This window comes from Serratia sp. Z4, assembly GCF_009900725.1.
In the GTDB taxonomy this organism is placed as follows: Bacteria; Pseudomonadota; Gammaproteobacteria; order Enterobacterales; family Enterobacteriaceae; genus Serratia; species Serratia nematodiphila.
On the sequence record NZ_JAAABD010000014.1, the window covers coordinates 15,869 to 38,534 of the forward strand.

At 58.3% G+C, this 22,666-nt stretch carries 26 protein-coding genes and 2 pseudogenes; 14 read left to right on the forward strand and 14 right to left on the reverse strand.

Features of this window, described 5'->3' with window-relative positions:
* Positions 1 to 3: 3 nt before the first annotated feature.
* From GT753_RS24530 to dapA, 4 genes are all read right to left on the reverse strand, one after another.
* Positions 4 to 873 (reverse strand): neutral zinc metallopeptidase, encoded by an 870-nt coding sequence (locus GT753_RS24530; protein ID WP_028127776.1) that lies wholly within the window; start codon positions 871 to 873, stop codon positions 4 to 6.
* 209 nt (positions 874 to 1,082) lie between these two features.
* Positions 1,083 to 1,796, reverse strand: a complete 714-nt coding sequence (purC, locus tag GT753_RS24535; RefSeq protein WP_004941708.1) for a phosphoribosylaminoimidazolesuccinocarboxamide synthase — start codon at positions 1,794 to 1,796, stop codon at positions 1,083 to 1,085.
* Between the two features lie 170 nt (positions 1,797 to 1,966).
* Positions 1,967 to 3,019: an outer membrane protein assembly factor BamC gene (gene bamC / locus GT753_RS24540; RefSeq protein ID WP_160126074.1), complete on the reverse strand. Its 1,053-nt coding sequence runs from the start codon at positions 3,017 to 3,019 to the stop codon at positions 1,967 to 1,969.
* A 16-nt stretch (positions 3,020 to 3,035) separates the two neighbouring features.
* The gene (gene dapA, locus GT753_RS24545) at positions 3,036 to 3,917 is read right to left on the reverse strand and encodes a 4-hydroxy-tetrahydrodipicolinate synthase (protein ID WP_029988781.1); all 882 of its coding nucleotides are present in this window, start codon (positions 3,915 to 3,917) and stop codon (positions 3,036 to 3,038) included.
* 110 nt (positions 3,918 to 4,027) lie between these two features.
* Here dapA and GT753_RS24550 point away from each other — a divergent pair, with 110 nt between their 5' ends.
* Both GT753_RS24550 and bcp read left to right on the forward strand, forming a co-directional pair.
* Positions 4,028 to 4,633 (forward strand): glycine cleavage system transcriptional repressor, encoded by a 606-nt coding sequence (locus tag GT753_RS24550; RefSeq protein WP_369783268.1) that lies wholly within the window; start codon positions 4,028 to 4,030, stop codon positions 4,631 to 4,633.
* A gap of 2 nt (positions 4,634 to 4,635) precedes the next feature.
* Entirely contained in the window at positions 4,636 to 5,100 is a 465-nt protein-coding gene (gene bcp / locus GT753_RS24555; protein WP_015378709.1) for a thioredoxin-dependent thiol peroxidase, read from the forward strand.
* Between the two features lie 44 nt (positions 5,101 to 5,144).
* Here bcp and GT753_RS24560 read toward each other — a convergent pair whose 3' ends face one another.
* Positions 5,145 to 6,221 (reverse strand): AI-2E family transporter, encoded by a 1,077-nt coding sequence (locus tag GT753_RS24560; protein WP_004941690.1) that lies wholly within the window; start codon positions 6,219 to 6,221, stop codon positions 5,145 to 5,147.
* A gap of 852 nt (positions 6,222 to 7,073) precedes the next feature.
* On the opposite strand from GT753_RS24560, the gene GT753_RS24565 reads away from it, so the two are divergent.
* Positions 7,074 to 7,289, forward strand: coding sequence for a hypothetical protein (locus GT753_RS24565; protein ID WP_021504389.1), 216 nt, complete (start codon positions 7,074 to 7,076; stop codon positions 7,287 to 7,289).
* A gap of 6 nt (positions 7,290 to 7,295) precedes the next feature.
* Here GT753_RS24565 and GT753_RS24570 read toward each other — a convergent pair.
* A pseudogene (locus GT753_RS24570) lies at positions 7,296 to 7,490 on the reverse strand (hypothetical protein); the annotation flags it as partial.
* Between GT753_RS24570 and GT753_RS24575 the strand changes: the two are divergent.
* A pseudogene (locus tag GT753_RS24575) lies at positions 7,475 to 7,903 on the forward strand (cupin domain-containing protein); the annotation flags it as partial. The pseudogenes GT753_RS24570 and GT753_RS24575 overlap by 16 nt on opposite strands.
* 43 nt (positions 7,904 to 7,946) lie before the next feature.
* Entirely contained in the window at positions 7,947 to 8,399 is a 453-nt protein-coding gene (locus GT753_RS24580) for a GNAT family N-acetyltransferase (protein ID WP_049242895.1), read from the forward strand.
* Between the two features lie 2 nt (positions 8,400 to 8,401).
* Here the strand turns inward: GT753_RS24580 and GT753_RS24585 are convergent, their stop codons facing one another.
* Positions 8,402 to 9,019, reverse strand: coding sequence for a LysE family translocator (locus tag GT753_RS24585; protein ID WP_021504393.1), 618 nt, complete (start codon positions 9,017 to 9,019; stop codon positions 8,402 to 8,404).
* Positions 9,020 to 9,213: 194 nt separating this feature from the next.
* Here GT753_RS24585 and GT753_RS24590 point away from each other — a divergent pair, with 194 nt between their 5' ends.
* Complete coding sequence (locus GT753_RS24590) at positions 9,214 to 9,675, forward strand: Lrp/AsnC family transcriptional regulator (protein ID WP_021504394.1); 462 nt, start codon at positions 9,214 to 9,216, stop codon at positions 9,673 to 9,675.
* Between the two features lie 34 nt (positions 9,676 to 9,709).
* Here GT753_RS24590 and GT753_RS24595 read toward each other — a convergent pair whose 3' ends face one another.
* Positions 9,710 to 10,918, reverse strand: a complete 1,209-nt coding sequence (locus tag GT753_RS24595; protein WP_076741113.1) for an NAD(P)/FAD-dependent oxidoreductase — start codon at positions 10,916 to 10,918, stop codon at positions 9,710 to 9,712.
* Between the two features lie 164 nt (positions 10,919 to 11,082).
* Positions 11,083 to 11,622 carry an Rrf2 family transcriptional regulator gene (locus GT753_RS24600; RefSeq protein ID WP_015378716.1) on the reverse strand — a complete coding sequence of 180 codons (540 nt, stop codon included), beginning with the start codon at positions 11,620 to 11,622 and terminating at the stop codon, positions 11,083 to 11,085.
* A 339-nt stretch (positions 11,623 to 11,961) separates the two neighbouring features.
* On the opposite strand from GT753_RS24600, the gene GT753_RS24605 reads away from it, so the two are divergent.
* Together GT753_RS24605 and arsC are read left to right on the forward strand one after the other, a co-directional pair.
* Positions 11,962 to 13,431, forward strand: a complete 1,470-nt coding sequence (locus tag GT753_RS24605) for a M48 family metallopeptidase (RefSeq protein WP_004941664.1) — start codon at positions 11,962 to 11,964, stop codon at positions 13,429 to 13,431.
* A 20-nt stretch (positions 13,432 to 13,451) separates the two neighbouring features.
* On the forward strand, positions 13,452 to 13,805 hold the full coding sequence (gene arsC, locus GT753_RS24610; protein ID WP_015378717.1) for an arsenate reductase (glutaredoxin): 354 nt from the start codon (positions 13,452 to 13,454) through the stop codon (positions 13,803 to 13,805).
* A gap of 48 nt (positions 13,806 to 13,853) precedes the next feature.
* Here arsC and hda read toward each other — a convergent pair whose 3' ends face one another.
* A complete protein-coding gene (hda, locus tag GT753_RS24615; RefSeq protein WP_025159568.1) occupies positions 13,854 to 14,555 on the reverse strand; it encodes a DnaA inactivator Hda in 702 nt (233 codons plus the stop codon).
* Between the two features lie 272 nt (positions 14,556 to 14,827).
* On the opposite strand from hda, the gene GT753_RS24620 reads away from it, so the two are divergent.
* Complete coding sequence (locus tag GT753_RS24620) at positions 14,828 to 15,349, forward strand: hypothetical protein (RefSeq protein WP_015378718.1); 522 nt, start codon at positions 14,828 to 14,830, stop codon at positions 15,347 to 15,349.
* Between the two features lie 33 nt (positions 15,350 to 15,382).
* A complete protein-coding gene (locus tag GT753_RS24625) occupies positions 15,383 to 15,631 on the forward strand; it encodes a GlsB/YeaQ/YmgE family stress response membrane protein (protein ID WP_004941647.1) in 249 nt (82 codons plus the stop codon).
* A 47-nt stretch (positions 15,632 to 15,678) separates the two neighbouring features.
* On the opposite strand, the gene uraA is transcribed toward GT753_RS24625, so the two are convergent.
* Both uraA and upp read right to left on the reverse strand, forming a co-directional pair.
* The gene (gene uraA, locus GT753_RS24630) at positions 15,679 to 16,968 is read right to left on the reverse strand and encodes a uracil permease (RefSeq protein WP_004941645.1); all 1,290 of its coding nucleotides are present in this window, start codon (positions 16,966 to 16,968) and stop codon (positions 15,679 to 15,681) included.
* A 76-nt stretch (positions 16,969 to 17,044) separates the two neighbouring features.
* A complete protein-coding gene (gene upp, locus GT753_RS24635) occupies positions 17,045 to 17,671 on the reverse strand; it encodes a uracil phosphoribosyltransferase (RefSeq protein WP_004941642.1) in 627 nt (208 codons plus the stop codon).
* A gap of 255 nt (positions 17,672 to 17,926) precedes the next feature.
* Here upp and purM point away from each other — a divergent pair, with 255 nt between their 5' ends.
* The 4 genes from purM (at position 17,927) to GT753_RS24655 (ending at position 20,685) form a co-directional block, all read left to right on the forward strand.
* Positions 17,927 to 18,964: a phosphoribosylformylglycinamidine cyclo-ligase gene (gene purM / locus GT753_RS24640; RefSeq protein WP_160126075.1), complete on the forward strand. Its 1,038-nt coding sequence runs from the start codon at positions 17,927 to 17,929 to the stop codon at positions 18,962 to 18,964.
* Positions 18,964 to 19,602, forward strand: a complete 639-nt coding sequence (gene purN / locus GT753_RS24645; protein WP_160126076.1) for a phosphoribosylglycinamide formyltransferase — start codon at positions 18,964 to 18,966, stop codon at positions 19,600 to 19,602. The genes purM and purN overlap by 1 nt, the downstream gene beginning before the upstream one ends.
* A gap of 113 nt (positions 19,603 to 19,715) precedes the next feature.
* On the forward strand, positions 19,716 to 20,267 hold the full coding sequence (speG, locus tag GT753_RS24650) for a spermidine N1-acetyltransferase (RefSeq protein WP_004941631.1): 552 nt from the start codon (positions 19,716 to 19,718) through the stop codon (positions 20,265 to 20,267).
* Between the two features lie 202 nt (positions 20,268 to 20,469).
* Complete coding sequence (locus GT753_RS24655) at positions 20,470 to 20,685, forward strand: hypothetical protein (protein WP_015378721.1); 216 nt, start codon at positions 20,470 to 20,472, stop codon at positions 20,683 to 20,685.
* A 216-nt stretch (positions 20,686 to 20,901) separates the two neighbouring features.
* On the opposite strand, the gene GT753_RS24660 is transcribed toward GT753_RS24655, so the two are convergent.
* Together GT753_RS24660 and GT753_RS24665 are read right to left on the reverse strand one after the other, a co-directional pair.
* Positions 20,902 to 21,264: a DUF596 domain-containing protein gene (locus GT753_RS24660; RefSeq protein WP_015378722.1), complete on the reverse strand. Its 363-nt coding sequence runs from the start codon at positions 21,262 to 21,264 to the stop codon at positions 20,902 to 20,904.
* A gap of 8 nt (positions 21,265 to 21,272) precedes the next feature.
* A partial coding sequence (locus GT753_RS24665; RefSeq protein ID WP_174242183.1) for a DUF637 domain-containing protein occupies positions 21,273 to 22,666 on the reverse strand: 1,394 nt, incomplete at its 5' end.

Below are 22,666 nucleotides of genomic sequence, written 5' to 3' on the forward strand. Positions count from 1 at the left end.
GCGTTAACGGGATGCAAAGGTGTTGCAGGTATTGGGATCGCCGCTGTCGAAGCCTTGTTTAAACCAGGTGTAGCGCTGCTGCGAAGTGCCGTGGGTGAAGCTGTCCGGCACAACGCGGCCCTGGCTCTGCTGCTGCAACCGGTCGTCGCCAATCGCCTGCGCGGCATTCAACGCCGCCTGCAGGTCGCCCTCTTCCAGCATCTGCTGCTTCTCGGCGTATTTGCCCCACACGCCGGCAAAGCAGTCCGCCTGCAGCTCCATTTTCACCGACAGGCGGTTCACTTCCGCCTGGCTGGCGCCTTGCTGCATCTGGCGCACCTTCGGCTCGATGCCCAGCAGGTTCTGCACGTGGTGGCCGACTTCGTGCGCCACCACATAGGCCTGAGCGAAATCACCGCCGGCGCCCAGCTTGGTCTTCATGTCCTGATAGAAAGACAGATCGATATACACCGTTCTGTCGCCCGGGCAGTAGAACGGCCCCATCGCCGCCTGACCGGTGCCGCAGCTGGTGCGCGTTACGCCGCGATACATCACCAGCTTCGGCGGTTGATAGGTTTTGCCCATGCGCTGGAAAATCTCTTTCCAGTTATCCTCGGTCGAAGCCAGCACCACTGAGGTGAATTTGGCCAGCTCATCGTCTTTCGGACTGATGCTGGCGCTCTGTTGTTGACCCTGAGGAGCGACGTTACCGCCGTTCAACAGCGGCGACAGATCGATGCCGTAATAACCGGCCACCAGCACCACTACCAGAATAACGATGCCGCCCTTGCCACCCACCGGCACGCGGAAACCGCCGCCACCGCCGCCCAAACCTGAAGACTGCCCGCGACGATCCTCAACATTGTCACTTTCCCGACGCCCTTGCCAACGCATAAATACACTCCAGATATTTCCCCTGCTCGTTGAAGTTGCGCCGCGATCGTAAGCGCAAAGGCAGCTTCAAGCCTGAGTGGGATAGGTTTTAGTCATCTCACATCCATCATTATAAATGGTCTGCCGCGGAGGAAATGTAGAAATTTTCTGGAAAAACGCAGAATAGCGGGACGATCCGGCCGGATCGCCCCGAATGGCGGTGCCGACGCTTAGTCGAGTTTCACGCCGATGCGGCGCGCCACTTCTTCGTAGGCTTCGATCAGGCCGCCCAGGCTTTGACGGAAACGGTCTTTGTCCATCTTGTCCAGGGTGTTTTTGTCCCACAGGCGGCTGCCGTCCGGCGAGAACTCATCGCCCAGCACCACTTCGCCGTTGAACAGACCGAACTCCAGTTTGAAGTCGACCAGGATCAGGCCGGCATCGTCGAACAGCTGGGTCAACACGTCGTTGGCGCGGTAGCTCAGCTCGCGCATGCGCGCCAGATGCTCTTTGCTCACCCAGCCAAAGGTTTCGCAGTAGGATTCGTTCACCATCGGATCGTGCATGGCGTCGTTTTTCAGGAACAGATCGAACAGCGGCGGGTTCAGCACCAGACCTTCTTCAATGCCCAGACGCTTCACCAACGAACCGGCGGCGCGGTTGCGGATCACGCACTCCACCGGCACCATGTCCAATTTCTTCACCAGCACTTCGTTGTCGGACAGCAGACGCTCCATCTGGGTCGGGATGCCGGCTTCTTCCAGTTTGCTCATGATGAAATGGTTAAACTTGTTGTTCACCATGCCTTTGCGATCGAACTGCTCAATGCGCTGACCATCCAGTGCTGACGTATCGTTGCGGAACTCCAACACCAACAGATCGGGATTCTCGGTGGTGTAAACGGTTTTTGCCTTTCCGCGATACAGCTCAGCTAGCTTTTGCATCTTACTTACTCCAGTGATGTATCCCCGTTGTCTCCCGAGCGCGGCCCGAAATTAGGGGGTATAGAATTGACCTAATGAATTCTTTGGCGTGCCGGACACTATTGTGCCAAACCTGCGACGCAAACGATACCGTATAGACAAAACAAAAAGGGGCCGAAGCCCCTTTTTGATTAGTTAACGCTGGTTTTGCTGAAGGCTGACTGGAATGCCGCCACCAGTGCGTCGTTTTTCGACTGGGTGAGCGGTTTGCCTTTCGGATCGATGAATTGCAGGCTGGTGCGGTTGTTGAGATCGCCGACCTGCAGTTTGTAATCGCCTTCCGTCAGTTCAGGATCCTTGACGCCCAACGCATCCCAATCGCTGCTGCTCAGGGACTTGTAAGTCACGGCGACGGTGCCCTGCGGACGGCTGCGGTCACCCACTTTCATCCCCAGTTTTTCGAGCGCCGGCGGCAGGCGATCCCACACGACGGTGTACGGGCCGCGCACCACCAGCATCGGCAGGCCGGTATCATCGGCACCGCTCTGCACGTCCAGCGCGCCGAAACGGCTGGCCGTCTGGGAGCTCGCCAGGTTATCCTGCTTGTCCAGGCCTTCGATCAGGGTGTTGATCATCATGCCGTTGTAGCGCTGGACCTCAGACTGATCGGTCACCTGTTCGGTCTTGCCCTGCTGCTGCAGGCCAACGCTTTTCACCACCAGCGCCTGCTGATAGCCCTGCTGCTGCACGCTGATCTGATAACGGCCTTCGTACTGGTTGTCTTCGTCCAAACGGTTCCACTTCACCCAGTCGGTGGTCAGGGTCTGACCGGCGTCCTGACGGGAAGCGATCGCGATGTTCTTCGCCTGCAGCAGGCTGACCACGCGCGACCACAGGTTCTGGTTCTGCGGGCTGTTTTCCAGCAGCAGCGTGCCGCTGTCGCCGGCGTATTGCGCGCGTGAACCGCTCAGCAGCGCCAACGGCTGCACCGGCGGACGAATGTCCAGCTGCTTGCCGACGTTGCCTTGCACCGTTGTGGCCGGCACGTCATAGTTGCCGCTCTGCACCGGCAGGATCATGCCGGACGGCGCGTTCAGCGCCTTGAGCGGAGCCGCGTCGAGGTAGGCCTCGTCGCCGCTGACCTGGCGCTTGTAGCGCTGATCGCTGCTGCAGGCTGCCAGCATCATCACCAATGAGATGCCCACTACTTTTGCTACCGTCGACTTTTGCAATGAATAAGCCATCAAATTTCCCTTAGAGTTACAGCAAACCGACGCTTTTCAGCGCGCGCTCCACCACCGGGCGGGCGGCTTCGCTCAATGGCGTCATCGGCAGACGCAGCGTATCGGTTGCCATCAATCCCAACGCCTTACAGGCCCACTTCACCGGAATTGGGTTTGCTTCTACAAATAGATCCTGATGCAACGGCATCAAGCGCTGATTTAAGCGGCGCGCTTCGGCAAATTTGCCCTGCGCCGCCAGCGCGCAAAGTTGCGCCATCTCGCGCGCGGCCACGTTGGCCGTCACGGAAATCACCCCTTTGCCGCCCAGTTGCATGAAGTCCAGCCCGCTGGCGTCGTCGCCGCTCAGCAAAATGAAATCTTCATCGTCAACCAGCACTTGGATCTGACTAACGCGACTTAAGTTCCCCGTCGCTTCTTTTACAGCAACAATATTCTTGATTTTCGCCAGCCGAGCGATGGTCGGCGGCAGCATGTCGCAGCCGGTGCGCGAAGGCACGTTATACAGGATCTGCGGCAGTTCGGTGCTCTCGGCGATCGCCTTGAAGTGCTGATACAGCCCTTCCTGCGTCGGCTTATTGTAGTACGGCGTTACCGTCAGGCAGCCCACCACGCCGGTGTTGGCGAAGCGAGTGGTGAGCGCGATGGCTTCGGCGGTGGCGTTGGCGCCGGTGCCGGCGATCACCGGAATGCGGCCGTCGGCCAACTCCAGCGTCTGCAGCACCACGTCAACGTGCTCGTCATGGGCAAGCGTTGCGGACTCGCCGGTGGTCCCTACGGAAACGATCGCCGCGGTGCCACTGGCTACATGATAATCGATCAATTTTTTCAGGCTCGCGCGATCGACAGCACCTTTGTCGTCCATCGGCGTAACCAGTGCAACAATACTTCCCGTAAACATTGGCCGTCCCCTCCACAAACAAGTCACTCATGGTACTTTTGCTGCCTATCCAAAAGCAAGCGCACAACCGCGTTGTAAGCGCTTGGCAGGCGGTTTTTTTTATGTTTACCATGGTAACCCCATTAAGCACGACAGGAAGCGCTATTTTGCCTCAGTCAGACGAACACTATCTCGTGATTACCGCGCTCGGCGCCGACCGCCCCGGAATCGTCAATACCATCACCCGCCACGTCAGCAGTTGCGGATGCAATATCGAAGATAGCCGTCTGGCCATGCTGGGAGAGGAGTTCACGTTCATCATGCTGCTGTCCGGCAGTTGGAACGCCATCACCCTGATCGAATCCACCCTGCCGCAAAAAGGCGCGGAGCTGGATCTGCTGATCGTGATGAAGCGCACAAACTCGCACGAAAGGCCGCCGATGCCGGCCACGGTGTGGGTGCAGGTGGAAGTGAAGGACTCGCCGCACATCATCGAACGCTTTACCGATTTGTTCGACTCCAGCCAGATGAATATCGCCGAACTGGTCTCGCGCACGCAGCCGGCGGACGGCGACCTGCCGCCGCAGCTGTATATCCAAATTACCGCCCACAGCTCCGGCGATCGGGACGCCTCAAATATTGAGCAAGCCTTCCATCGCCTATGTACAGAATTGAACGCGCAAGGCAGTATTAGCGTGGTGAACTATCCACAGCATGACGAGAAAGATGGAGAGTAGTGATGAGCCCATTGAAAGCCGGTGACACAGCGCCGAAATTTAGTTTGCCTGACCAGGACGGTGAGGAAATTAATTTGGCCGACTTCCAGGGACAGCGAGTATTGGTCTATTTCTATCCGAAGGCGATGACGCCGGGCTGCACCGTGCAAGCCTGCGGCCTGCGGGACAACATGGACGAATTAAAAAAGGTCGGCGTCGAAGTGCTGGGCATCAGCACCGACAAACCGGAAAAACTGTCGCGCTTCGCCGAAAAGGAGCTGCTCAACTTCACGCTGTTGTCTGATGAAGATCATCAGGTGTCACAACAGTTTGGCGTGTGGGGCGAGAAAACCTTCATGGGCAAGACCTACGACGGCATTCACCGCATCAGCTTCCTGATCGATGCCAACGGCAAGATTGAAAAAGTGTTTGATGATTTCAAAACCACCAATCACCACGACATCGTTCTGAACTACCTGCAGCAGTAATTCTCACGAAGCGCAGCGGCCTGCTGCGCTTCGTTTCTTCCCTGTCAGTCGGCCTTGTCTTCCACCTCGACCCGCAGTTCATCCGGCCAGGCATGGATCACCGCCTTCACCAGCGTCGCCAGCGGTATGGCGAAAAACACGCCCCAAAAGCCCCACATCCCGCCGAACACGATCACCGACAGGATAATCACCAGCGGATGCAGGTTGACCGCTTCGGAGAACAAAATGGGCACCAACAGGTTGCCGTCCAGCCCCTGCACCACCAGGTAGGCGACGATCAGCGTCCAGAAATCGGCGCCGACGCCCCACTGGAACAGCGCCACCACCACCACCGGTATGGTGACCAGCACCGCGCCGATGTAGGGGATCAGCACCGAGAACCCCACCAGCACCGCCAGCAGCAGCGAGTAGCGCATGTCCAGCACGGCGAACACCAGGTAAGTCGCCACGCCGACAATCACCATCTCCAGCACTTTGCCGCGAATGTAGTTGGTGATCTGCTGATTCATCTCGTTCCAGACTTGCCCCGCCAGGCCGCGATTACGCGGCAGCACGCGGCGCACCGCGTTCAGCAGCTGTTCTTTGTCCTTCAGCAGGAAGAACATCATCATCGGTACCAGGATCAGATAGATAGCCAACGTCAGCAGGCCGACCAGCGACGCTAGCGAGAATTTCACCACCGATTCGCCCATACCGGACAACCGGCTGCGCAGGTTTTCCGCCATCATGTCGATGATGCCGGCATCCACCAGCGCCGGATAACGCTTCGGCAGCGTCGCGGCGAAGTTATAGAACTGATTGAGCATGCCCGGCAGATCGCTCATCAGATTGATGCCCTGCTGCCAGGCGGTCGGCGCGACGACGAACACCAGCAGCATGGCGACGCCCGCGAACACCAGCAGCATGATGCTCGCCGCCCAGGTGCGCGAACAGCCGATGCGCTGCAGGCGCGCGGTCGGCCACTCGAGCAGATACGCCAGCACGATGGCAACCAGCAACGGGGTCAGAATGCCGTGCAAAAAATAGAGAATAAGGAACCCGGCAACCAGGATCACCAGCAGCGCGATGGCCTGAGGATCGGTGAAGCGGCGGCGGTACCACTGTAATAACATCTCCAGCATCAGAGCGGGCTCCTTGAGATTTGGCGGGCGGGCATGGCGATTCCTGTGATGGGCCTGATTAAAGCATAGATAGAACGGGCGCACGCGGGATGTACAAAGCACTCAGAGTACTCAAAGTTCGCCATACATCAACAGCGATCTGGCTGATTTTATCGCGCGGGCAGACGATCGACGCAAAAATCCGCAGACGCGGCGACTGGCTCGATGAGCGGCCCCGAACGGGGCCGCGGAAGATTACAGCGAAGTAGCGACAGAAAGGGGCGAACCGACCGCCAATGCGAACAACAACACACAGCCAATCGCGATCGCCGCCGCCAGATCATTTTTCATTGTCCCGTCCCCTGATGCTTAAACTGGTTATCGTCACGAACTCTGTCGGTTCTACGTTCACGGCCTTTTCCGATGCACGTCATTAAAAACCCCCGCCTAAGCGGGGGAGAAAACGTTCTGGTGCATCAAGTGTTACAAGGAGGTCATGAGGGATTGCTAACCCTAAATGACTATTTCAAGCTAGGATTATTCCCAGAACATGGCAAGCGATCGCGTCGAGGTTATCCGCACTTTGGGATAAACCTCATAAAAAAATCCCGCACGGCAGCGGGATGAAGGGATGATAACGTCATGAATTTTTTATGCGGACAATGAGGCGGTATTGTCGTCATTTGGCGACAATACCGCGCCGGCACGGTGGTCACAAGGGAAATTTGGCCACGGTGAGGAAATCAGAATTTCGCCAATGCCCGCGATCGCGCGCCCGTCAGCATCAACGAAAAAATGGGATTTTCGTCAGACAGCCACCGGGAAAAAACCGGTAGCATGGCCGATATAATCCCAAATGCCGTAGGGGGAAAAATGAACAGCAAACCGTGTGAATTTGATGAAGCCATCTGTCTGGCGATCGGGCGTGGCATTTGCGAAGTCGTCAAGATAGGAGATGAAATCAGCATCTTCTCCCTGCTGGAAGCCATCGAGAGCTTCATCGAACGGCAGGCGCTCAGCGAAAGCGAAATCGCGGCGGCGGACGACGCGCTGGATTTGATCACCGGTTTGGTTCGCCGCCAGTGCTGACGCCTGTTACGAGGCGCGGCCGATGAGCCGTTGCTCTACCGTGACGCCGGGCATCATTTGCCGTAAACCGGCAATCAATTCGTCGCCCGCCTCGTGCAGCGCCGCCAACGGCATCGCCGGCAGGCTCTCCAGGATGAACCACATCCGCTCGGCCTCGGCGCTCAACCGGGTTCTGACCCCCTGGCGCCAATCCCAGCATCGCCATCCTGTGCAAGCTCGCGGCGGCGCTGGGCCTGTCGGTGGCGGACATCGTCAACGTCACCCGCGCGCCCGCCGCCTACCTGATTGAAAGCCAAGATATTCCCACGCTGTGGCATGGCGATCGCGGCGGCTCGGCACGTTTGCTCGCGGGCACCCAAGGCCCGAACATGATAGAACTGTGGCGGTGGGAAATGGCGCCGGGGGAAGCCTATGCATCGGGCGGCCACCCGACGGGCACCTTCGAGCTGCTGCACGTTGAGCGAGGCGTCTTGAGCCTTGCCGTCGAACAGACCGAGCTCATGATTGCGCCGGGCTGTTCGGCGGTCGCCAAAACGGACGGCCCACATCGGTACGCCAACGAAGGCGAAGACACGCTGATTTTCACCATGACGGTCGCCGAACTGCACGCCTGAACGGCGACCCTGACCTGAACGCTTGCACAGGAGAAGAGCCATCATGACAACCCCTGCCCCACTGGAGTGGCAGCGTGCGGACTATCTCGTCAGCACCGATCCCGCCCTGCTGGATCTCGATGCCATCCACGCTTTTCTGACCCGTTCGTCATGGGCGGAAGGAATCGATAAAGAAACCGTTCGCCAGTCCCTCGCCCACAGCTTGTGTTTCGGTTTGTATCACGGCGCCAGGCAAATCGGTTTCGCCCGGCTGATCACCGATTACGCCACTTTCGGCTATCTGTGCGACGTGTACGTGCTGGAAACATTCCAAAAAAGCGGGCTGGGCCTGTGGCTGGCGGAATGTTGCCAGGCCCATCCGCTGATGGCGACGCTGAGGCGAGTCATGCTGGTCACCAGCACCGCCCCCTGGCTCTATGAGAAAGTGGGCTATTCGGCCATCAACCGCCCCGATTTTGTCTGGCAGATCGCCCGGCCGGACATCTACCGACGGTAATGCTATTTCAGCGCCTGCTCGGCCAGCAGCCCGAGGGCGATGACGATCATCGCCGCGCCGGAGATGCGCCCCACCACCTTTGCGGCCTGCGGACGCGTGCGCAGCACCGACTGCGAACCAAACCCCACCAGCAGATACACCAGGCCGCAGCTGATCAAATGCACGACGCCCAACGCCAGCATCTGCATCGGCACCGACCATTCGGCTCGGGTGTCGGTAAATTGTGGCAGCAGCGCCAGAAACAGCAGAAACACCTTGGGGTTCAGCCCGCTGACGCACACGCCTTTGCCGGCCCAGCGCAGCCAGGAATCAGAACGCTGATCTTCACCGGCGCCGGGCACCGGCGGGTGCAACAGCATGTTGAAACCGATCCACAAGAGGTAAGCCGCCCCCAACAGGGTGAGCGCCGTCAGCGCCAGCGGGTTGCCGACCAGCAGCGCGCCGACGCCCGCCACCACGATCGCAATCATCAACAAATGGCCAAACAGCAAACCGGCGACGGCGGGCACTACCACCCGACCGCGAATACCCGCCGAGATCACATAGGCCCAATCCATACCCGGCGTGATCACCAACAAAATCGACACCGCCCAAAACGCGGCGAACAGAGCGAGCGTCATGCCGGCGCCCTCTCAAACGCACCGCGCCACACCGAACAGAGAACCATTGCGCTTTCCTCGTGGAAGAAGAACGGCCTCCGCCTGCCGCGGGGGCCGTCAAAACCGTTCAACAGATGGCAAGAATATCCTCATGACGTTAAAATGTGCTTTCAATTACTTGCCTTAAATCGGCATAAACGGGGAAATTTTTCCAAATGGATAAGATTGATCGCAAGATTCTTGCTGAATTGCAGACCGACGGCCGGTTGTCGGTGACCGAGCTGGCCGAGCGGATCGGTTTGAGCGTGTCTCCCTGTCACCGCCGGGTGCGGGCATTAGAGGAGTCTGGGGTGATCAGGGGTTACCGCGCCCAACTCGATCCCGGCAGCCTGGGCTATAACTTTTCCGCTCTGGTGTTCGTCACCATGCGCGAAGGCGATCGCCGCGCCGTTGAAACCTTCGAAAACGCCATGGTGGACATTCCCCAGGTGGTGCAAGCACAGCGGTTGTTTGGCGATCCCGACTATCTGCTGCACGTTATCGCCCGCGATCTGCCCGCCTTCCAGCAACTTTACGACGAGAAGCTCTCCGCCCTGCCGGGCGTGCAACGCCTGAGCTCCACGCTGGTGATGAAAACCGTGGTGCCGGAACGCTCGTTCCTGCCGTTGGGAAAATGAGGACGGGAACGTTGCCGCTCCCGTTTTGACGACCTTAAGGCACAATCACGAAATCCGGATTGGCGATGGCGAACAGCGCCTCGCGATCCGCCGCCGGCGGATAAATCCACTGCGTGTTGATCTCCTGCTTAATCTTTTTGCCTTCCTGGCGGGTAAAGCGCACCTGGCGCTGCCAGCCTTCGGTATAGAGCGCGCCCCAGGGCCCCAAATCCAGGCAGGTCACATACTTCGGCTGGCTGTACGGATGCGTCGGCAACCCCGCCAGCTCCGCCGCCGCATTGTGGCCGGCCACGCGGCCAAGGCTCATCGCATGCTGGCAGGTCATCAGGTTGTGATTACCGAGATCGTCGGTCGCCGCCTTCACCGTATCGCCGGTCACGAAAATGCCCGCCGCCGCCGGCGCGCGCAGGAAGGCATCGCCGATCACCCGGCCGCTGCCGTCGCGCTCGCCAGGGATCTGCTCGGTCAGCGGATGCGCCCGCACGCCCGCCGCCAGGATCACCGTGTTGGCAGCGATACGCTCACCGTTCGACAGCATCACTCCCTCAGCGTCGATGGCCGAGACGCGCAGGCCGGCCCGCGCTTCCACGCCGCACTCCGCCAACGCCTGGCGTATCACCGCCCCCGGCTCTACCCCCATCCCCGCGCCTACTTCCGGCGCGGTATCGACGATCACCACGCGCACGTTCTCGTCTTTGCCCAGCGCATCCCGCAGCCGCTGCGGCATCTCCGCCGCGCTCTCCAGCCCGGTCAGCCCCGCGCCCACTACCACGGCAGTGTTGCGCGCAGGCGTCGAAGGTTTGGCCGCCAGCGCATTGATATGGGCGCCCAAACGCTGAGCGCTTTCCAGCGTATCGACGTTGAAACCGTATTCGGCAAAGCCCGGCACCGCAGGCACGGACAGCCGGCTGCCGGTGGCCCACACCAAACGATCGTAGGCCAACTCAAGGGGTTCCCCCGCCGTCGGCGCCACCGTGAGCGTTTTAGCAGCGGCATCGATACGCTCAACAACCCCGGCCAGGTGTCGCACGCCAACGGCGGCGAGCTGCGCGGAAATGTCCGGGTTCATGTTTTCCAACACCGCTTCATACAGGCGCGGGCGGATGGTGACCGTTGGGGTCGGCGAGACCATGAGCACCTCGATATCGTCATGCTTACCGGCGAGGGTAATGGCGCGCATGGCGGATACGGCGGCCCAAAAACCGGCAAAACCGGAACCGGCAATCACTATTTTCTGCGTCATGGGATGACTCCTTCATACAGGGTTAACCGGGCGATAAGGCGTGCCCGCAGTGTTTTCGGATGAACGATGCCGTTCCGCTCCCGTAACAGGGTGCAGAAGGCCCGCCCGCCCCTTCCGAAGAGGCGGGAAAAAGTGTGTTTCGCTTTTTTAAGGAAAGGCGGAGCTTAGGTTTTGGCGCGCGCCGTTTTGCCGCTGCGCGCGGTGCGTTCCGTCATGCGTTCGTCGAGCCAGAGGTTGACCTCACCGAAGAAGCCTTGCGGCGCTTTGCGGCCAAAGCGGGCCGCGACGTCGCCGAGGGTCTGCGCCGCCAGTGCGTCGCGCATCGCCTTCTCCGCCTGCAGCATCACCGCATGGATAGCGCATTTGCCGGAGACCGCCCAATCCGGCGGGGAATCATCGAACACCGCACAGCGCCCGCGCACCTCCTGGCAATCGAACAGCGGCTTGTGCCCCTCGATGGCGTCGATAATTTCCAGAAAACTGATCTCGTCCGCCGGACGGGCCAGCCGGTAACCGCCGCGCACCCCTTCGCTGGCGGCGACGATCCCCGCCTTTTCCAGCTTGGGAAAAATCTTGGCCAGAAAGCTGGGGGAGATGCCCTGCAGCTCGGCGAGTTCGCGGCTGCTGAGCGCGCGCTGGTTATCGCCGACCAGCCACAGCAGGCAGTGGATGCCATATTCAACGCTGGTTGTGATGTACGCCATATGTCCGTTTTCGACCGTCAGTGAATCTTCAATAACGCAGACTATATGAGTCTGCGTTTATCCTGTCAATAAAACACGGATCAACTTTGTCCGCGTTCAATTCAAAATGCATGTCGCCAGCGACGAAAAAGCGCCCTTCAAAATGAAAAATAAAACTTTTTTGCTCGATTCGCGCTCGGCTAACGTTTCCTTGTCGCCTGCGGCTGACTATGATGTGATGGGTGCCGCCGCCGCGGTTTGTGAGCCGCCGCACTTTCGCGCGGATTGCGCCGCGGGAATAAAGAACTCTTGTCTGCTGCTGACGTCTTAGAAATGATTATTTAAGGGAAACGCCTGACTATGACCAACCGGTTGACCAAAACCGCGTTAGCGGTGCTGCTGCTCAGCACGCTGAACGCCACCGCCCTGGCGCCAGCACAGGCGGAAAGCCAGGACCAGTTGCCGGATATGGGCACCTCCGCCGGCGGCACCCTGAGCATCGGACAAGAGCTGGCGATGGGCGATTTCTATGTGCGCCAACTGCGCGCCAGCGCCCCGCTGATCAACGATCCGCTGCTGAGCCAGTACATCAATCAGCTGGGCAACCGGCTGGTGGCCAGCGCCTATTCGGTGCGCACGCCGTTCCATTTCTATCTGGTGCGCAACGACGAAATCAACGCCTTCGCCTTCTTCGGCGGCAACGTGGTGCTGCATTCCGCGCTGTTTCGCGTCAGCGACAACGAAAGCCAGCTGGCCTCGGTGCTGGCGCACGAAATCTCGCACGTCACCCAGCGCCACCTGGCGCGCGCCATGGAAGATCAGCAGCGCAACGCCCCGCTGACCTGGGTGGGCGCACTCGGTTCCATTCTGCTGGCGATGGCCAACCCGACCATGGGCATGGCGGCGCTGAGCGGCACCATGGCCGGCACCCAGCAAGGCATGATCAGCTTTACCCAATCGAACGAACAGGAAGCCGACCGCATCGGCATTCAGGTGCTGCAGCGCGCCGGTTTCGATCCGGAAGCGATGCCCGACTTCCTGCAGAAACTCTCGGATCAGTCGCGCTACGCCTCCAAGCCGCCGGAAATGCTGCTGACGCACCCGTTGCCGGACAGCCGCCTCTCCGACGCGCGCAACCGCGCCAACCAGATGCCGAAACACATCGTGCAGTCTTCGCAGGACTACCTGATGGCCAAGGTGCGCGCCCTGGGCATGTACAGCTCGGAAGGCTACGGCCTGAACGAAGAGCTGCTCGGCTCACTCAGCAAGGGCAACGTGCGCGAACAGGCGGCCGCCAAATACGGCCGCGCCATTCTGTTCTATGAAGCGAAAAAATACGACGACGCGCGCAACATCATTCAGCCGATGCTGGCGCAGGATGCGAAAAACGTCTGGCTGATCGACCTGATGACCGACATCGATCTCGGTCAGAAACGCGCGCCGCAGGCCATCGCCCGCCTGCAGGCGGCCAACGCCGCCCAGAACAACAACCCGGTGCTGCAGCTCAATCTGGCCAACGCCTATGTCGAAGGCAACCAGCCGGCGCAGGCGTCGAAGATCCTGAACCGCTACACCTTTGCCCATCCGGACGATCCGAACGGCTGGGATCTGCTGGCGCAGGCCAGCGCCGCTCAGGGGCTGCGCGATGAAGAGCTGTCGGCCCGCGCCGAAAGCCTGGCGCTGACCGGCCGGCTCGATCAGGCCATCGGCCTGCTCAGCAATGCCAGCTCGCTGCAGAAACTCGGCAGCCTGAAACAGGCGCGCTACGATGCGCGCATCGACCAGCTGCGCCAACTGCAACAGCGCTTCCGCCAATACCAGCGCAGCTGATTCAACAAGGAATGAACGCCATGAAAAACGTCACGATTTACCACAACCCGCGCTGCTCCAAGAGCCGTGAAACCCTGGCGCTGCTGGAGCAGCACGGTGTCGATCCCAAGGTGGTGCTGTACCTCGATACGCCCCCTACGGTCGATGAGCTGAAAAAACTATTGAAAGAACTGGGCTTCACATCGGCGCGCGATCTGATGCGCAAAAAAGAAGATCTGTACAAGGAATTGAAGCTGGCGGACGACAGCCTGAGCGAAGAGCAACTGCTGGCGGCGATGACGGCGAACCCGAAACTGATCGAACGCCCGATCGTGGTGAAAGGCAGCAAGGCGCGCATCGGCCGGCCGCCGGAGCAGGTGCTGGAGATTTTGTAAATTCGAATTCGGGCGCGGACTATTGCGCCCTTTCTTTTACGGTAGCGGCTACAGCCCCAGGATCTCTTTAACGAACGGGATGGTCAGCTTGCGTTGGGCGGTGATCGAGGCGCGATCGAGCTGATCGAGGGTCATAAACAGCGTGCGCATCTCGCGATCCAGCCGCTTCAGCAGGAAGCGGCCCACGTCTTCCGGCAGTTCGAAGCCGCGCAGTTTGCCGCGCAGCTGCAGCGCCAGCAGCTTCTCTTCGTCCGACAGCGGCTGCAGCTTGTAGATCTGCCCCCAGTCCAGACGCGAAGCCAGATCCGGTAAACGCAGGTTCAGCTGACGCGGCGGGCGATCCCCGGTGATGAACAAACGGGTGCGGCCGGTTTCCAGGATGCGGTTGTAAAGGTTGAAGATCGCCATCTCCCACTCTTCGTCGCCGGCGATGCATTCGATATTGTCGATGCAGACCAGCGCCAGCTGTTCCATGCCGTCCAATACTTCAGGCACGAAGTAAGCGCGCTTGTCGAGCGGCACATAGCCCACCGCTTCCCCCTTCTGCGAAAGCTCGGCGCAGGCCGCATGCAGCAAATGGCTGCGCCCGCCACCTTCACGCGACCAGAAATAGATATAGCTGCCATGTTCCTGACGGACGGCGGATTGGATCGCGGCTAATAGGGATGGGTTCTCGCCCGGATAAAAACTGGCGAAAGTTTCATCATCGGGAAGATAAAGTGGCAGTGAAAGCTGTGCCGGCGTATTCAGAGAAGCACCTCAACCAAAACTGGCAGAAAAACGTGGGCAGTTTAACACAGAAAACGGGCGCTGTTGAACCGGCAGGATCTTATGCCGCAATAGTGAACAATGCCTAAGCGCCGCTTGATTGGCTGCGGCTCCCGCCAAGGCAAGAATTATCCGATATCATTCCCTAACCCCATGCCTGCGCAGGTTAAATTTGTCATTTAAGCCAAATCTGGCCTAGTATAGGTAGGCTAAACGCAATCACCATCAACAAGGTTTCTGCAAGGATATAGACGATGAAAGTATGGAATAAAGTGCTGTTGGCCTCCTTTATCGGGTTGTTGGTTGCCGGCTGTGATGACTCGTCCAAGGTTGACGCCAACCTGGATAAAGCCAAAGACAGCGCCGAGCAGATGAAAGACGCCGCCCAGAAAAAAGCGGACGATCTGACGGACAAGGCGAAAGCGACGGCGGATGAAATCAAAAAAGAGGCCGCCACGCAGGCTGACCAGCTGAAGGACAAAGCTTCGGCGATTAAAGAAGACGCCGCCAAGCAGGCGGACGCCATCACCAACGACGCCAAGGCCAAGGCCGCCGCGATCAAAGATGACGCCGGCAAGCAGAGCCAGCAGTTGGTGGATCAGGCCAAGGCCATCAAAAACGACGCCATCAACGGCGCCAACGATCTGACCGAGCAGGCCAAGGCCAAGACCGAAGCCATCAAGAACAGCGCCGAAAACAAAGCGCAAGAGTTGAAACAAGAGACCGATGCGGCGGTGAACGGCAATACTCAGACTCAGCCAGCCACCCAGCAGTAAGCTATTCTCAGCCACAAAAGAAAGGAGCAGTAAATGGGGATTATTTCCTGGATTATCTTCGGCCTGATCGCCGGTATTTTGGCTAAGTGGATCATGCCCGGCAAAGACGGCGGCGGCTTTATTCTGACCGTCGTGCTGGGGATCGTCGGCGCCGTGGTCGGCGGCTATATCAGCACCTTCTTCGGCTACGGCAAGGTTGACGGCTTCAACTTCGGCAGCTTCGTGGTGGCGGTTATCGGCGCCATCGTGGTGCTGTTCGTGTACCGCAAAATTCGCAGCTGAGGCGAATGCCATCAGTCAAAAGGGCAGCCTCTGGGCTGCCCTTTTCGTTACTTCTGCTCTGCCGGTTCGTCCGGCGCGTCGAGCACCTCTTCTTCCTTGCGAAACAGGCTGATGACCTTGAACAGCAGGCTCAAGCCAATGCCGACGATGGTCGCCAGCGCCATGCCTTTCAGCTCCGCCGCGCCGATATGCACCTTGGCGCCGCTCACGCCGATAATCAGGATCACCGAGGTTAAAATCAGGTTTTGCGCTTTGTTGTAGTCCACTTTGGACTCGATCAGCACGCGAATGCCCGAAGCGCCGATCACACCGTACAGCAGCAGCGAAACGCCGCCCATCACCGGCACCGGCACCGCCTGGATCGCCGCCGCCAGCTTGCCGATGCAGGACAACAGGATCGCCAGCACCGCCGCGCCGCCGATCACCCAGGTGCTGTAGACCTTGGTGATGGCCATCACGCCGATGTTCTCACCGTAGGTGGTGTTCGGCGTGGAGCCGAAGAAACCGGAGAATACCGTCGAGATGCCGTTGGCGAACATCGAACGGTGCAGGCCCGGATCGCGGATCAGGTCTTTTTTCACAATGTTGGCGGTCACCACCAGGTGGCCAACGTGCTCGGCGATCACCACCAGCGCCGCCGGCAGAATGGTGAAGATGGCGAACCACTCAAAGCGCGGGGTGTAGAAGGTCGGCAGCGCGAACCAGTGCGCCTCGCGGATCGGAGTCAAATCCACCACGCCCATGAAGAATGACAACGCATAGCCCACCAGCACGCCGATCAGGATCGGGATAATCGCCAGGAAGCCGCGGAACAGCACCGAGCCGAGCACCGTGACCGCCAGCGTCACCAGCGAAATGGTGATGGTGGTCGAGTCGGCGCTGGCGCCTTCCGCCGGCAGCAGCCCCGCCATGTTGGCCGCCACGCCCGCCAACTCCAGGCCAATGACGGCGACGATCGCCCCCATCGCCGCCGGCGGGAACATCACGTCCAGCCAGCCGGTGCCGGCCTTTTTCACGATCAGCGCCACCAGGCAGAACAGCACGCCGCACATGATGAAACCGCCTAACGCCACTTCATAACCGAGCGGCAACAGCAGCAGCACCGGCGAGATAAACGCGAAGCTGGAACCGAGGTAGGCCGGGATCTTGCCTTTACAGATGAACAGATACAGCAGCGTGCCGATGCCGTTGAACAGCAGCACGGTCGCCGGGTTGATCTTGAACAGGATAGGCACCAGCACGGTGGCGCCAAACATGGCGAACAAGTGCTGGAAGCTGAGCGGAATGGTCTGGAGCAGCGGCGGGCGCTCGCTGACGCCGATGGCGCGACGGGTCATGTGTGTTTTTCCTCGGTTTATTGGTTTTATAGGTTTTAGTCAAAAAAAAGCCGACTCATTAAGTCGGCTCAAATGTTTACTTGGTACCAAATATCTTGTCGCCCGCATCGCCCAGGCCAGGCACGATGTAGCCCTTGTCGTTCAGACACTGATCGATGGAAGCGGTGTACAGTTCAACGTCCGGGTGCGCTTTCTCCAGTGCGGCGATGCCTTCCGGCGCCGCGACCAGAACCAGCACCTTGATGCTGTGACAGCCGGCTTTCTTCAGCAGATCGATAGTGGCGATCATCGAACCGCCGGTGGCCAGCATCGGGTCGACGACCAGCGCCATGCGCTCTTCGATGTTGGAAACCAGCTTCTGGAAATACGGCACCGGCTCCAGGGTTTCTTCGTCGCGGTATACGCCCACCACGCTGATGCGCGCGCTCGGCACGTGCTCCAGCACCCCTTCCATCATGCCCAGACCGGCACGCAGGATTGGTACTACGGTAATCTTTTTCCCTTTGATCTGGTCCACTTCAACTGGCCCGCACCAGCCTTCGATGGTGACTTTTTCCGTCTCCAGATCGGCGGTCGCTTCATAGGTCAGTAAACTACCCACTTCTGAGGCCAGCTCACGGAAGCGTTTGGTGCTGATGTCATTTTCGCGCATCAGGCCAAGCTTGTGTTTTACCAGCGGGTGTTTCACCTCAACGATCTTCATCATTTTTCTCCTATTAAGGTGGTTGCGGCCAAAAAAATCGCGGGATTATACCTCCTTTTTTTCGCTGCGCCACCCACAATAGCCCGATCGGGATCAACAAAAGTTTGAATATCAGTATAGATGACGAAAAAGCGGAGCCGGTTCACAAGCCGCTCGCAAACGATTGCCTGCGCTGTTAGAATTGCCGCGCCTTATTCCGGAATCAACATCGGAAGCACAGTTTTCAAACCGCAAACCGTCGTGGGGAATCGCGCAGTGACCGACAAAACCTCTCTCAGCTATAAAGACGCAGGTGTCGATATCGATGCAGGCAACGCATTGGTAGATCGCATCAAAGGTGTAGTTAAACAGACCCGTCGCCCGGAAGTGATGGGCGGTCTGGGCGGGTTTGGCGCCCTGTGTGCGTTGCCGCAGAAATACCGCGAGCCGGTGCTGGTTTCCGGTACCGACGGCGTGGGCACCAAGCTGCGTCTGGCGATGGATCTGAAACGCCACGACACCATCGGCATCGATCTGGTGGCGATGTGCGTCAACGATCTGGTGGTTCAGGGCGCCGAGCCGCTGTTCTTCCTCGACTACTACGCCACCGGCAAACTGGACGTAGACACTGCGGCCAGCGTGATCACCGGCATCGCCGAAGGCTGCAAGCAGTCCGGCTGTGCGTTGGTGGGCGGCGAAACCGCTGAAATGCCGGGCATGTACCACGGCGAAGATTACGACGTGGCCGGTTTCTGCGTCGGCGTAGTCGAAAAATCCGAGATCATCGACGGCAGCAAAGTGCAGTCCGGCGATGTGCTGATCGCCCTGGGCGCTTCCGGCCCGCACTCCAACGGCTACTCGCTGGTGCGCAAGATCCTGGAAGTGAGCAGCACCGACCCGACAGCCACCCAGCTGGAAGGCAAGTCGCTGGCCGACCACCTGCTGGCGCCGACCAAAATTTACGTGAAGTCCGTGCTGGAGCTGATCGAGAAGGTTGACGTCCACGCCATCGCTCACCTCACCGGCGGCGGCTTCTGGGAAAATATTCCACGCGTGCTGCCGGAAGGCATGCAGGCGGTGATCGACGAAGCCAGCTGGCAGTGGCCGGCGGTGTTCACCTGGCTGCAGCAGGCCGGCAACGTCAGCCGTCATGAAATGTACCGCACCTTCAACTGCGGCGTAGGCATGGTCATCGCCCTGCCGGAAGCCGAAGTGGAAGCGGCCATCGCGCTGCTGACCGCGGCAGGTGAAAAAGCGTGGAAAATCGGTAAACTGACTGCCTCTTCCGACGAACAACAAGTGGTCATCAACTGATGAAAAAGATCGTGGTGTTGGTCTCCGGCCAGGGGAGCAATCTCCAGGCGCTGATTGACGCCTGCCAGCAGGGCCGCATCGCCGCCGAGATCGTGGCGGTATTCAGCAACAAGGCGCAGGCTTACGGCCTGCAGCGCGCCGAAGCGGCGGGCATCGCCGCCCAGGCGCTGGATGCCAAGGCTTACGCCGATCGCACGGCGTTCGACGCCGCGCTGGCGGACGCCATCGACCAACATCAGCCCGATCTGGTGGTGCTGGCCGGCTACATGCGCATCCTCAGCCCGCAGTTCGTGCAGCGCTATGCCGGTCGCATGCTGAACATTCACCCTTCCCTGCTGCCGAAATACCCGGGGCTGCATACGCATCGTCAGGCCATCGACAACGGCGACAGCGAACACGGCACCTCGGTGCACTTCGTGACCGAACACCTCGACGGCGGCCCGGTGATCTTGCAGGCCAAGGTGCCGATTTTCGCTGACGATGAAGAGGATGACGTGGTTGAACGGGTGCAAACCCAGGAACACACGATCTATCCGCTGGTGGTGAGCTGGTTCGTCGACGGCCGCCTGGCGATGCGCGACGGCGCCGCCTGGCTGGACGGCGAACGCCTGCCTGAGCAGGGGCACGCCGCCGACTGATGCGCGCAGCCTGAACCTTGCCTAAACGGCGCCCACGCGGCGCCGTTTTTTTTCGCCTTCATCCATTCTGTGAAGTTATACTTTGCACAATTTCACGGCACAGAGGAGCCCACATGTCCAGCACTGCCAGCGTCAGGTTACGCCCATTGGAACGGGACGATCTGTCGTTCGTCCACCAGATGGACAACAACGCCAGCGTTATGCGCTATTGGTTTGAAGAACCCTACGAAGCCTTTGTCGAACTTTCCGATCTCTACGACAAACACATCCACGATCAGAGCGAGCGCCGCTTTATCATCGAGCACGAAGGCGCCAAGGTCGGCCTGGTGGAGCTGGTGGAGATCGATCACATCCACCGCCGCGCTGAGTTCCAGATCATCATCGATCCCGCCCACCAGGGCAAAGGCTACGCCAGCACCGCCGCCCGCCTGGCGATGGACTACGGCTTCTCGGTGCTGAACCTGTACAAGCTGTACCTGATCGTCGATAAGGAGAACCCGAAGGCGATCCACATCTACAGCAAGCTGGGCTTTAACGTGGAAGGCGAGCTGATCGACGAGTTCTTCGTCAACGGCGAATACCGCACCGTGCTCCGCATGTGCATCTTCCAGCCGCAATATCTGGCGAAGTTCAAAACTCCCAATGATAAGCCGCTGGTGAAGTGACAATTCGCGAGAAAAAAGAGAAAACCCGCCCAGGCGGGTTTTTTATTGGAAAATAATTGGCTAGTATTAAGGCATGCTATTTTATCGTCAGGAAACAACCTGATGAATACGAAAATAAGTAACATTCTCCAATATAATTAATCGAAAAATAATTAATAGTGATAGTAAGAGTTACCCTCTGCCTCTACAAAGGAAAAATGCCATGACAACCGTCTCAAACCTGCTGCTTTTTATCGGCCTGGCGATGCTCGCCATCGCCGCCGGTCTAAATACCTACAGCGGCTACGCGCCTGCAGATCCCAACAGCACCCCGCTGTTTTCCCCGCTCTGGTGGACGCGCTGGTTCCCGCTCTATGCCTCGGGCGCTGCGTTGTTGGTGGTGGGGTTGGTATTGCGGGTTACGGGGCGGGGACGATAAAAACCCAATTTCATCGTAGATATTGCAGAGCGATATATGCGCCATATTCATTATCAAAGCGAATACTTCTGCAATGTGCATATATTGCAAACCGAATCATTTTAAAACACCAATAAAATAAACACATTATTTTTATTACTGCGTAATAAAAAACCCACTTTTGCGGGTTTTTTATTACCGGTTAACAGCTTATCACGCCACTAACAGTATCAGTAACTACGTCCAATCTTGGTAGCCGTCTTCATGAATCCAGACAAGGCCACCAGGGCATTCCTCTTCATAGAACCAAATGTCTTCATTTTTTGTTTTCCATTCCTCTTCTGTCTTAGGGAATACAGCTTTGTAATGTGTTACCTGTTCTTCAATGTCTCCCTCAAGGAATTGGCCATGTTTGCCTAACCTTACTCTTCCTTCAGCCATAAGGTGATGAATTAATTCGAAAAAATAGTTTTTCTTTTCTTCGTAGGACAATGTATTCCTATCAAAATTATCAGCTCTCATAGCTGACCATACGGTTCCAATGGAAGCACCGTCCAACTCTTCACTAAACAGTTTGTATTGATCATCGCTATACAACATGGTTGCCCTCATCGAAATTTGATTTCTACTCTTTTTTTCACTTTACCTTGAAGCGCATTCAGCTGTTCATTATCTATGATATCAATCGTCCAACGTGCTTTGGTATCTTCCTGGCTACTTGACACACTCCTAAGAGTTAATTTCTCACCTGTTTTTTCATTTAAAACCACCGTCCATAGTGCATCTTTTCTGACTTCTATTAATGGTTTCCCTCCGGTAAGAGATTGCGCATAATCGAAGATCGCCTGTTTCGATAAATTCTCAGTGGCAAACACTTTTGTATTACCTTGCTTGTTGCTGCCGCCCTCACCTAATACCTGCTCGAACTGCTGACCAAACACGTTTAGCTTACTTTCGTTCTGTTTCGGATCAAACACCTTGACCAACTGGTTAGTGTTAGCTTTCTGCATGTCCCGCAGATAATCTGCCGTTTTAGTCGACAAATTCATCCCGGCTGCCGTTTCTCCTTTGATAAAATCGGCAACCGGCTGAGTGTTGAACGTTTTTGTTTTGTATAGTTCATCGGAAGCGTTCACCAGCTGTCGGCTCAACTTCCTCACGCTGTCTTCGGTTTTACCCAAAATCAATGTGCTGCCGGTCGTTACGGCTCCCGTACCAATGATGGCCTCAGGTGCAACAATATCTGCCGCATAAATACCGGCTTGGTTCAGGCAAAGCGCGGGGTTGGTTTTGCAACCGGCAATCGCCAATCTTGCAGCCAGAACCAATTCTGGCGCAGCGCCCACCAACGTCATCCCCCCCGCAGTAAGTACCAGACCGCCACCACCGACGGTCGCCACTATTGCGGCAGCCTCTCGGCGAGCCACAACACGTTTTGCCGCAGCAACATCGCCTTTATCAGCGGCCAGAATGTCTTTCTGATTATCCAGCGCATACTGCATCAACATATGTTCGGTCATGTTGTAGCGATAAACCGACTGTGCACTGTCCGCAGCGCTGTAGGCGCCTTCCGGTGTATGCGTTGTCAACGCCCCGGTCAAAGCCCCGATCACTCGTGCCGTTTGCTCTTTTACTTCATTGCCGTTTAGCGCCTCCTGCAGACGGTAGAGCTGGCGTTCTTTTTCGTTGAGATTGGCCGGTTCGAACAACGTGCTCTGCATAACGACGCCGGCCAGCTCCGCCGCCAGCGCCCCGGCAGCAGCCCCTTTACCGTCGCCGCGCCCGATTTCCGCGGCGATGCCCGCCACAACCGCATGACTGACTGACTTCCCGGCCGCGCCCAGGACTTCGCCGTTATCCCCAATCAGATTGGCACCCTCGGCCTGCACCTGGCTGCCGATGTTCGCCAGCAGCGCATTGGTCAGGTTGTCCTTGAAGCTGCCGCCATTGATGGCGGTATTCAGGCTGGAGCTGATGACCGATTGCCCGGCCACCCGCTGCG

Excerpts from the sequence above, each read along its gene's own strand:
- GT753_RS24530 (WP_028127776.1), bottom strand. The coding sequence starts at position 873 with ATGCGTTGGCAAGGGCGTCGGGAAAGTGACAATGTTGAGGATCGTCGC.
- purC (WP_004941708.1), bottom strand. The coding sequence starts at position 1,796 with ATGCAAAAGCTAGCTGAGCTGTATCGCGGAAAGGCAAAAACCGTTTAC.
- bamC (WP_160126074.1), bottom strand. The coding sequence starts at position 3,019 with ATGGCTTATTCATTGCAAAAGTCGACGGTAGCAAAAGTAGTGGGCATC.
- dapA (WP_029988781.1), bottom strand. The coding sequence starts at position 3,917 with ATGTTTACGGGAAGTATTGTTGCACTGGTTACGCCGATGGACGACAAA.
- GT753_RS24550 (WP_369783268.1), top strand. The coding sequence starts at position 4,028 with ATGGTAACCCCATTAAGCACGACAGGAAGCGCTATTTTGCCTCAGTCA.
- bcp (WP_015378709.1), top strand. The coding sequence starts at position 4,636 with ATGAGCCCATTGAAAGCCGGTGACACAGCGCCGAAATTTAGTTTGCCT.
- GT753_RS24560 (WP_004941690.1), bottom strand. The coding sequence starts at position 6,221 with ATGCTGGAGATGTTATTACAGTGGTACCGCCGCCGCTTCACCGATCCT.
- GT753_RS24565 (WP_021504389.1), top strand. The coding sequence starts at position 7,074 with ATGAACAGCAAACCGTGTGAATTTGATGAAGCCATCTGTCTGGCGATC.
- GT753_RS24580 (WP_049242895.1), top strand. The coding sequence starts at position 7,947 with ATGACAACCCCTGCCCCACTGGAGTGGCAGCGTGCGGACTATCTCGTC.
- GT753_RS24585 (WP_021504393.1), bottom strand. The coding sequence starts at position 9,019 with ATGACGCTCGCTCTGTTCGCCGCGTTTTGGGCGGTGTCGATTTTGTTG.
- GT753_RS24590 (WP_021504394.1), top strand. The coding sequence starts at position 9,214 with ATGGATAAGATTGATCGCAAGATTCTTGCTGAATTGCAGACCGACGGC.
- GT753_RS24595 (WP_076741113.1), bottom strand. The coding sequence starts at position 10,918 with ATGACGCAGAAAATAGTGATTGCCGGTTCCGGTTTTGCCGGTTTTTGG.
- GT753_RS24600 (WP_015378716.1), bottom strand. The coding sequence starts at position 11,622 with ATGGCGTACATCACAACCAGCGTTGAATATGGCATCCACTGCCTGCTG.
- GT753_RS24605 (WP_004941664.1), top strand. The coding sequence starts at position 11,962 with ATGACCAACCGGTTGACCAAAACCGCGTTAGCGGTGCTGCTGCTCAGC.
- arsC (WP_015378717.1), top strand. The coding sequence starts at position 13,452 with ATGAAAAACGTCACGATTTACCACAACCCGCGCTGCTCCAAGAGCCGT.
- GT753_RS24620 (WP_015378718.1), top strand. The coding sequence starts at position 14,828 with ATGAAAGTATGGAATAAAGTGCTGTTGGCCTCCTTTATCGGGTTGTTG.
- GT753_RS24625 (WP_004941647.1), top strand. The coding sequence starts at position 15,383 with ATGGGGATTATTTCCTGGATTATCTTCGGCCTGATCGCCGGTATTTTG.
- uraA (WP_004941645.1), bottom strand. The coding sequence starts at position 16,968 with ATGACCCGTCGCGCCATCGGCGTCAGCGAGCGCCCGCCGCTGCTCCAG.
- upp (WP_004941642.1), bottom strand. The coding sequence starts at position 17,671 with ATGAAGATCGTTGAGGTGAAACACCCGCTGGTAAAACACAAGCTTGGC.
- purN (WP_160126076.1), top strand. The coding sequence starts at position 18,964 with ATGAAAAAGATCGTGGTGTTGGTCTCCGGCCAGGGGAGCAATCTCCAG.
- speG (WP_004941631.1), top strand. The coding sequence starts at position 19,716 with ATGTCCAGCACTGCCAGCGTCAGGTTACGCCCATTGGAACGGGACGAT.
- GT753_RS24655 (WP_015378721.1), top strand. The coding sequence starts at position 20,470 with ATGACAACCGTCTCAAACCTGCTGCTTTTTATCGGCCTGGCGATGCTC.
- GT753_RS24660 (WP_015378722.1), bottom strand. The coding sequence starts at position 21,264 with ATGTTGTATAGCGATGATCAATACAAACTGTTTAGTGAAGAGTTGGAC.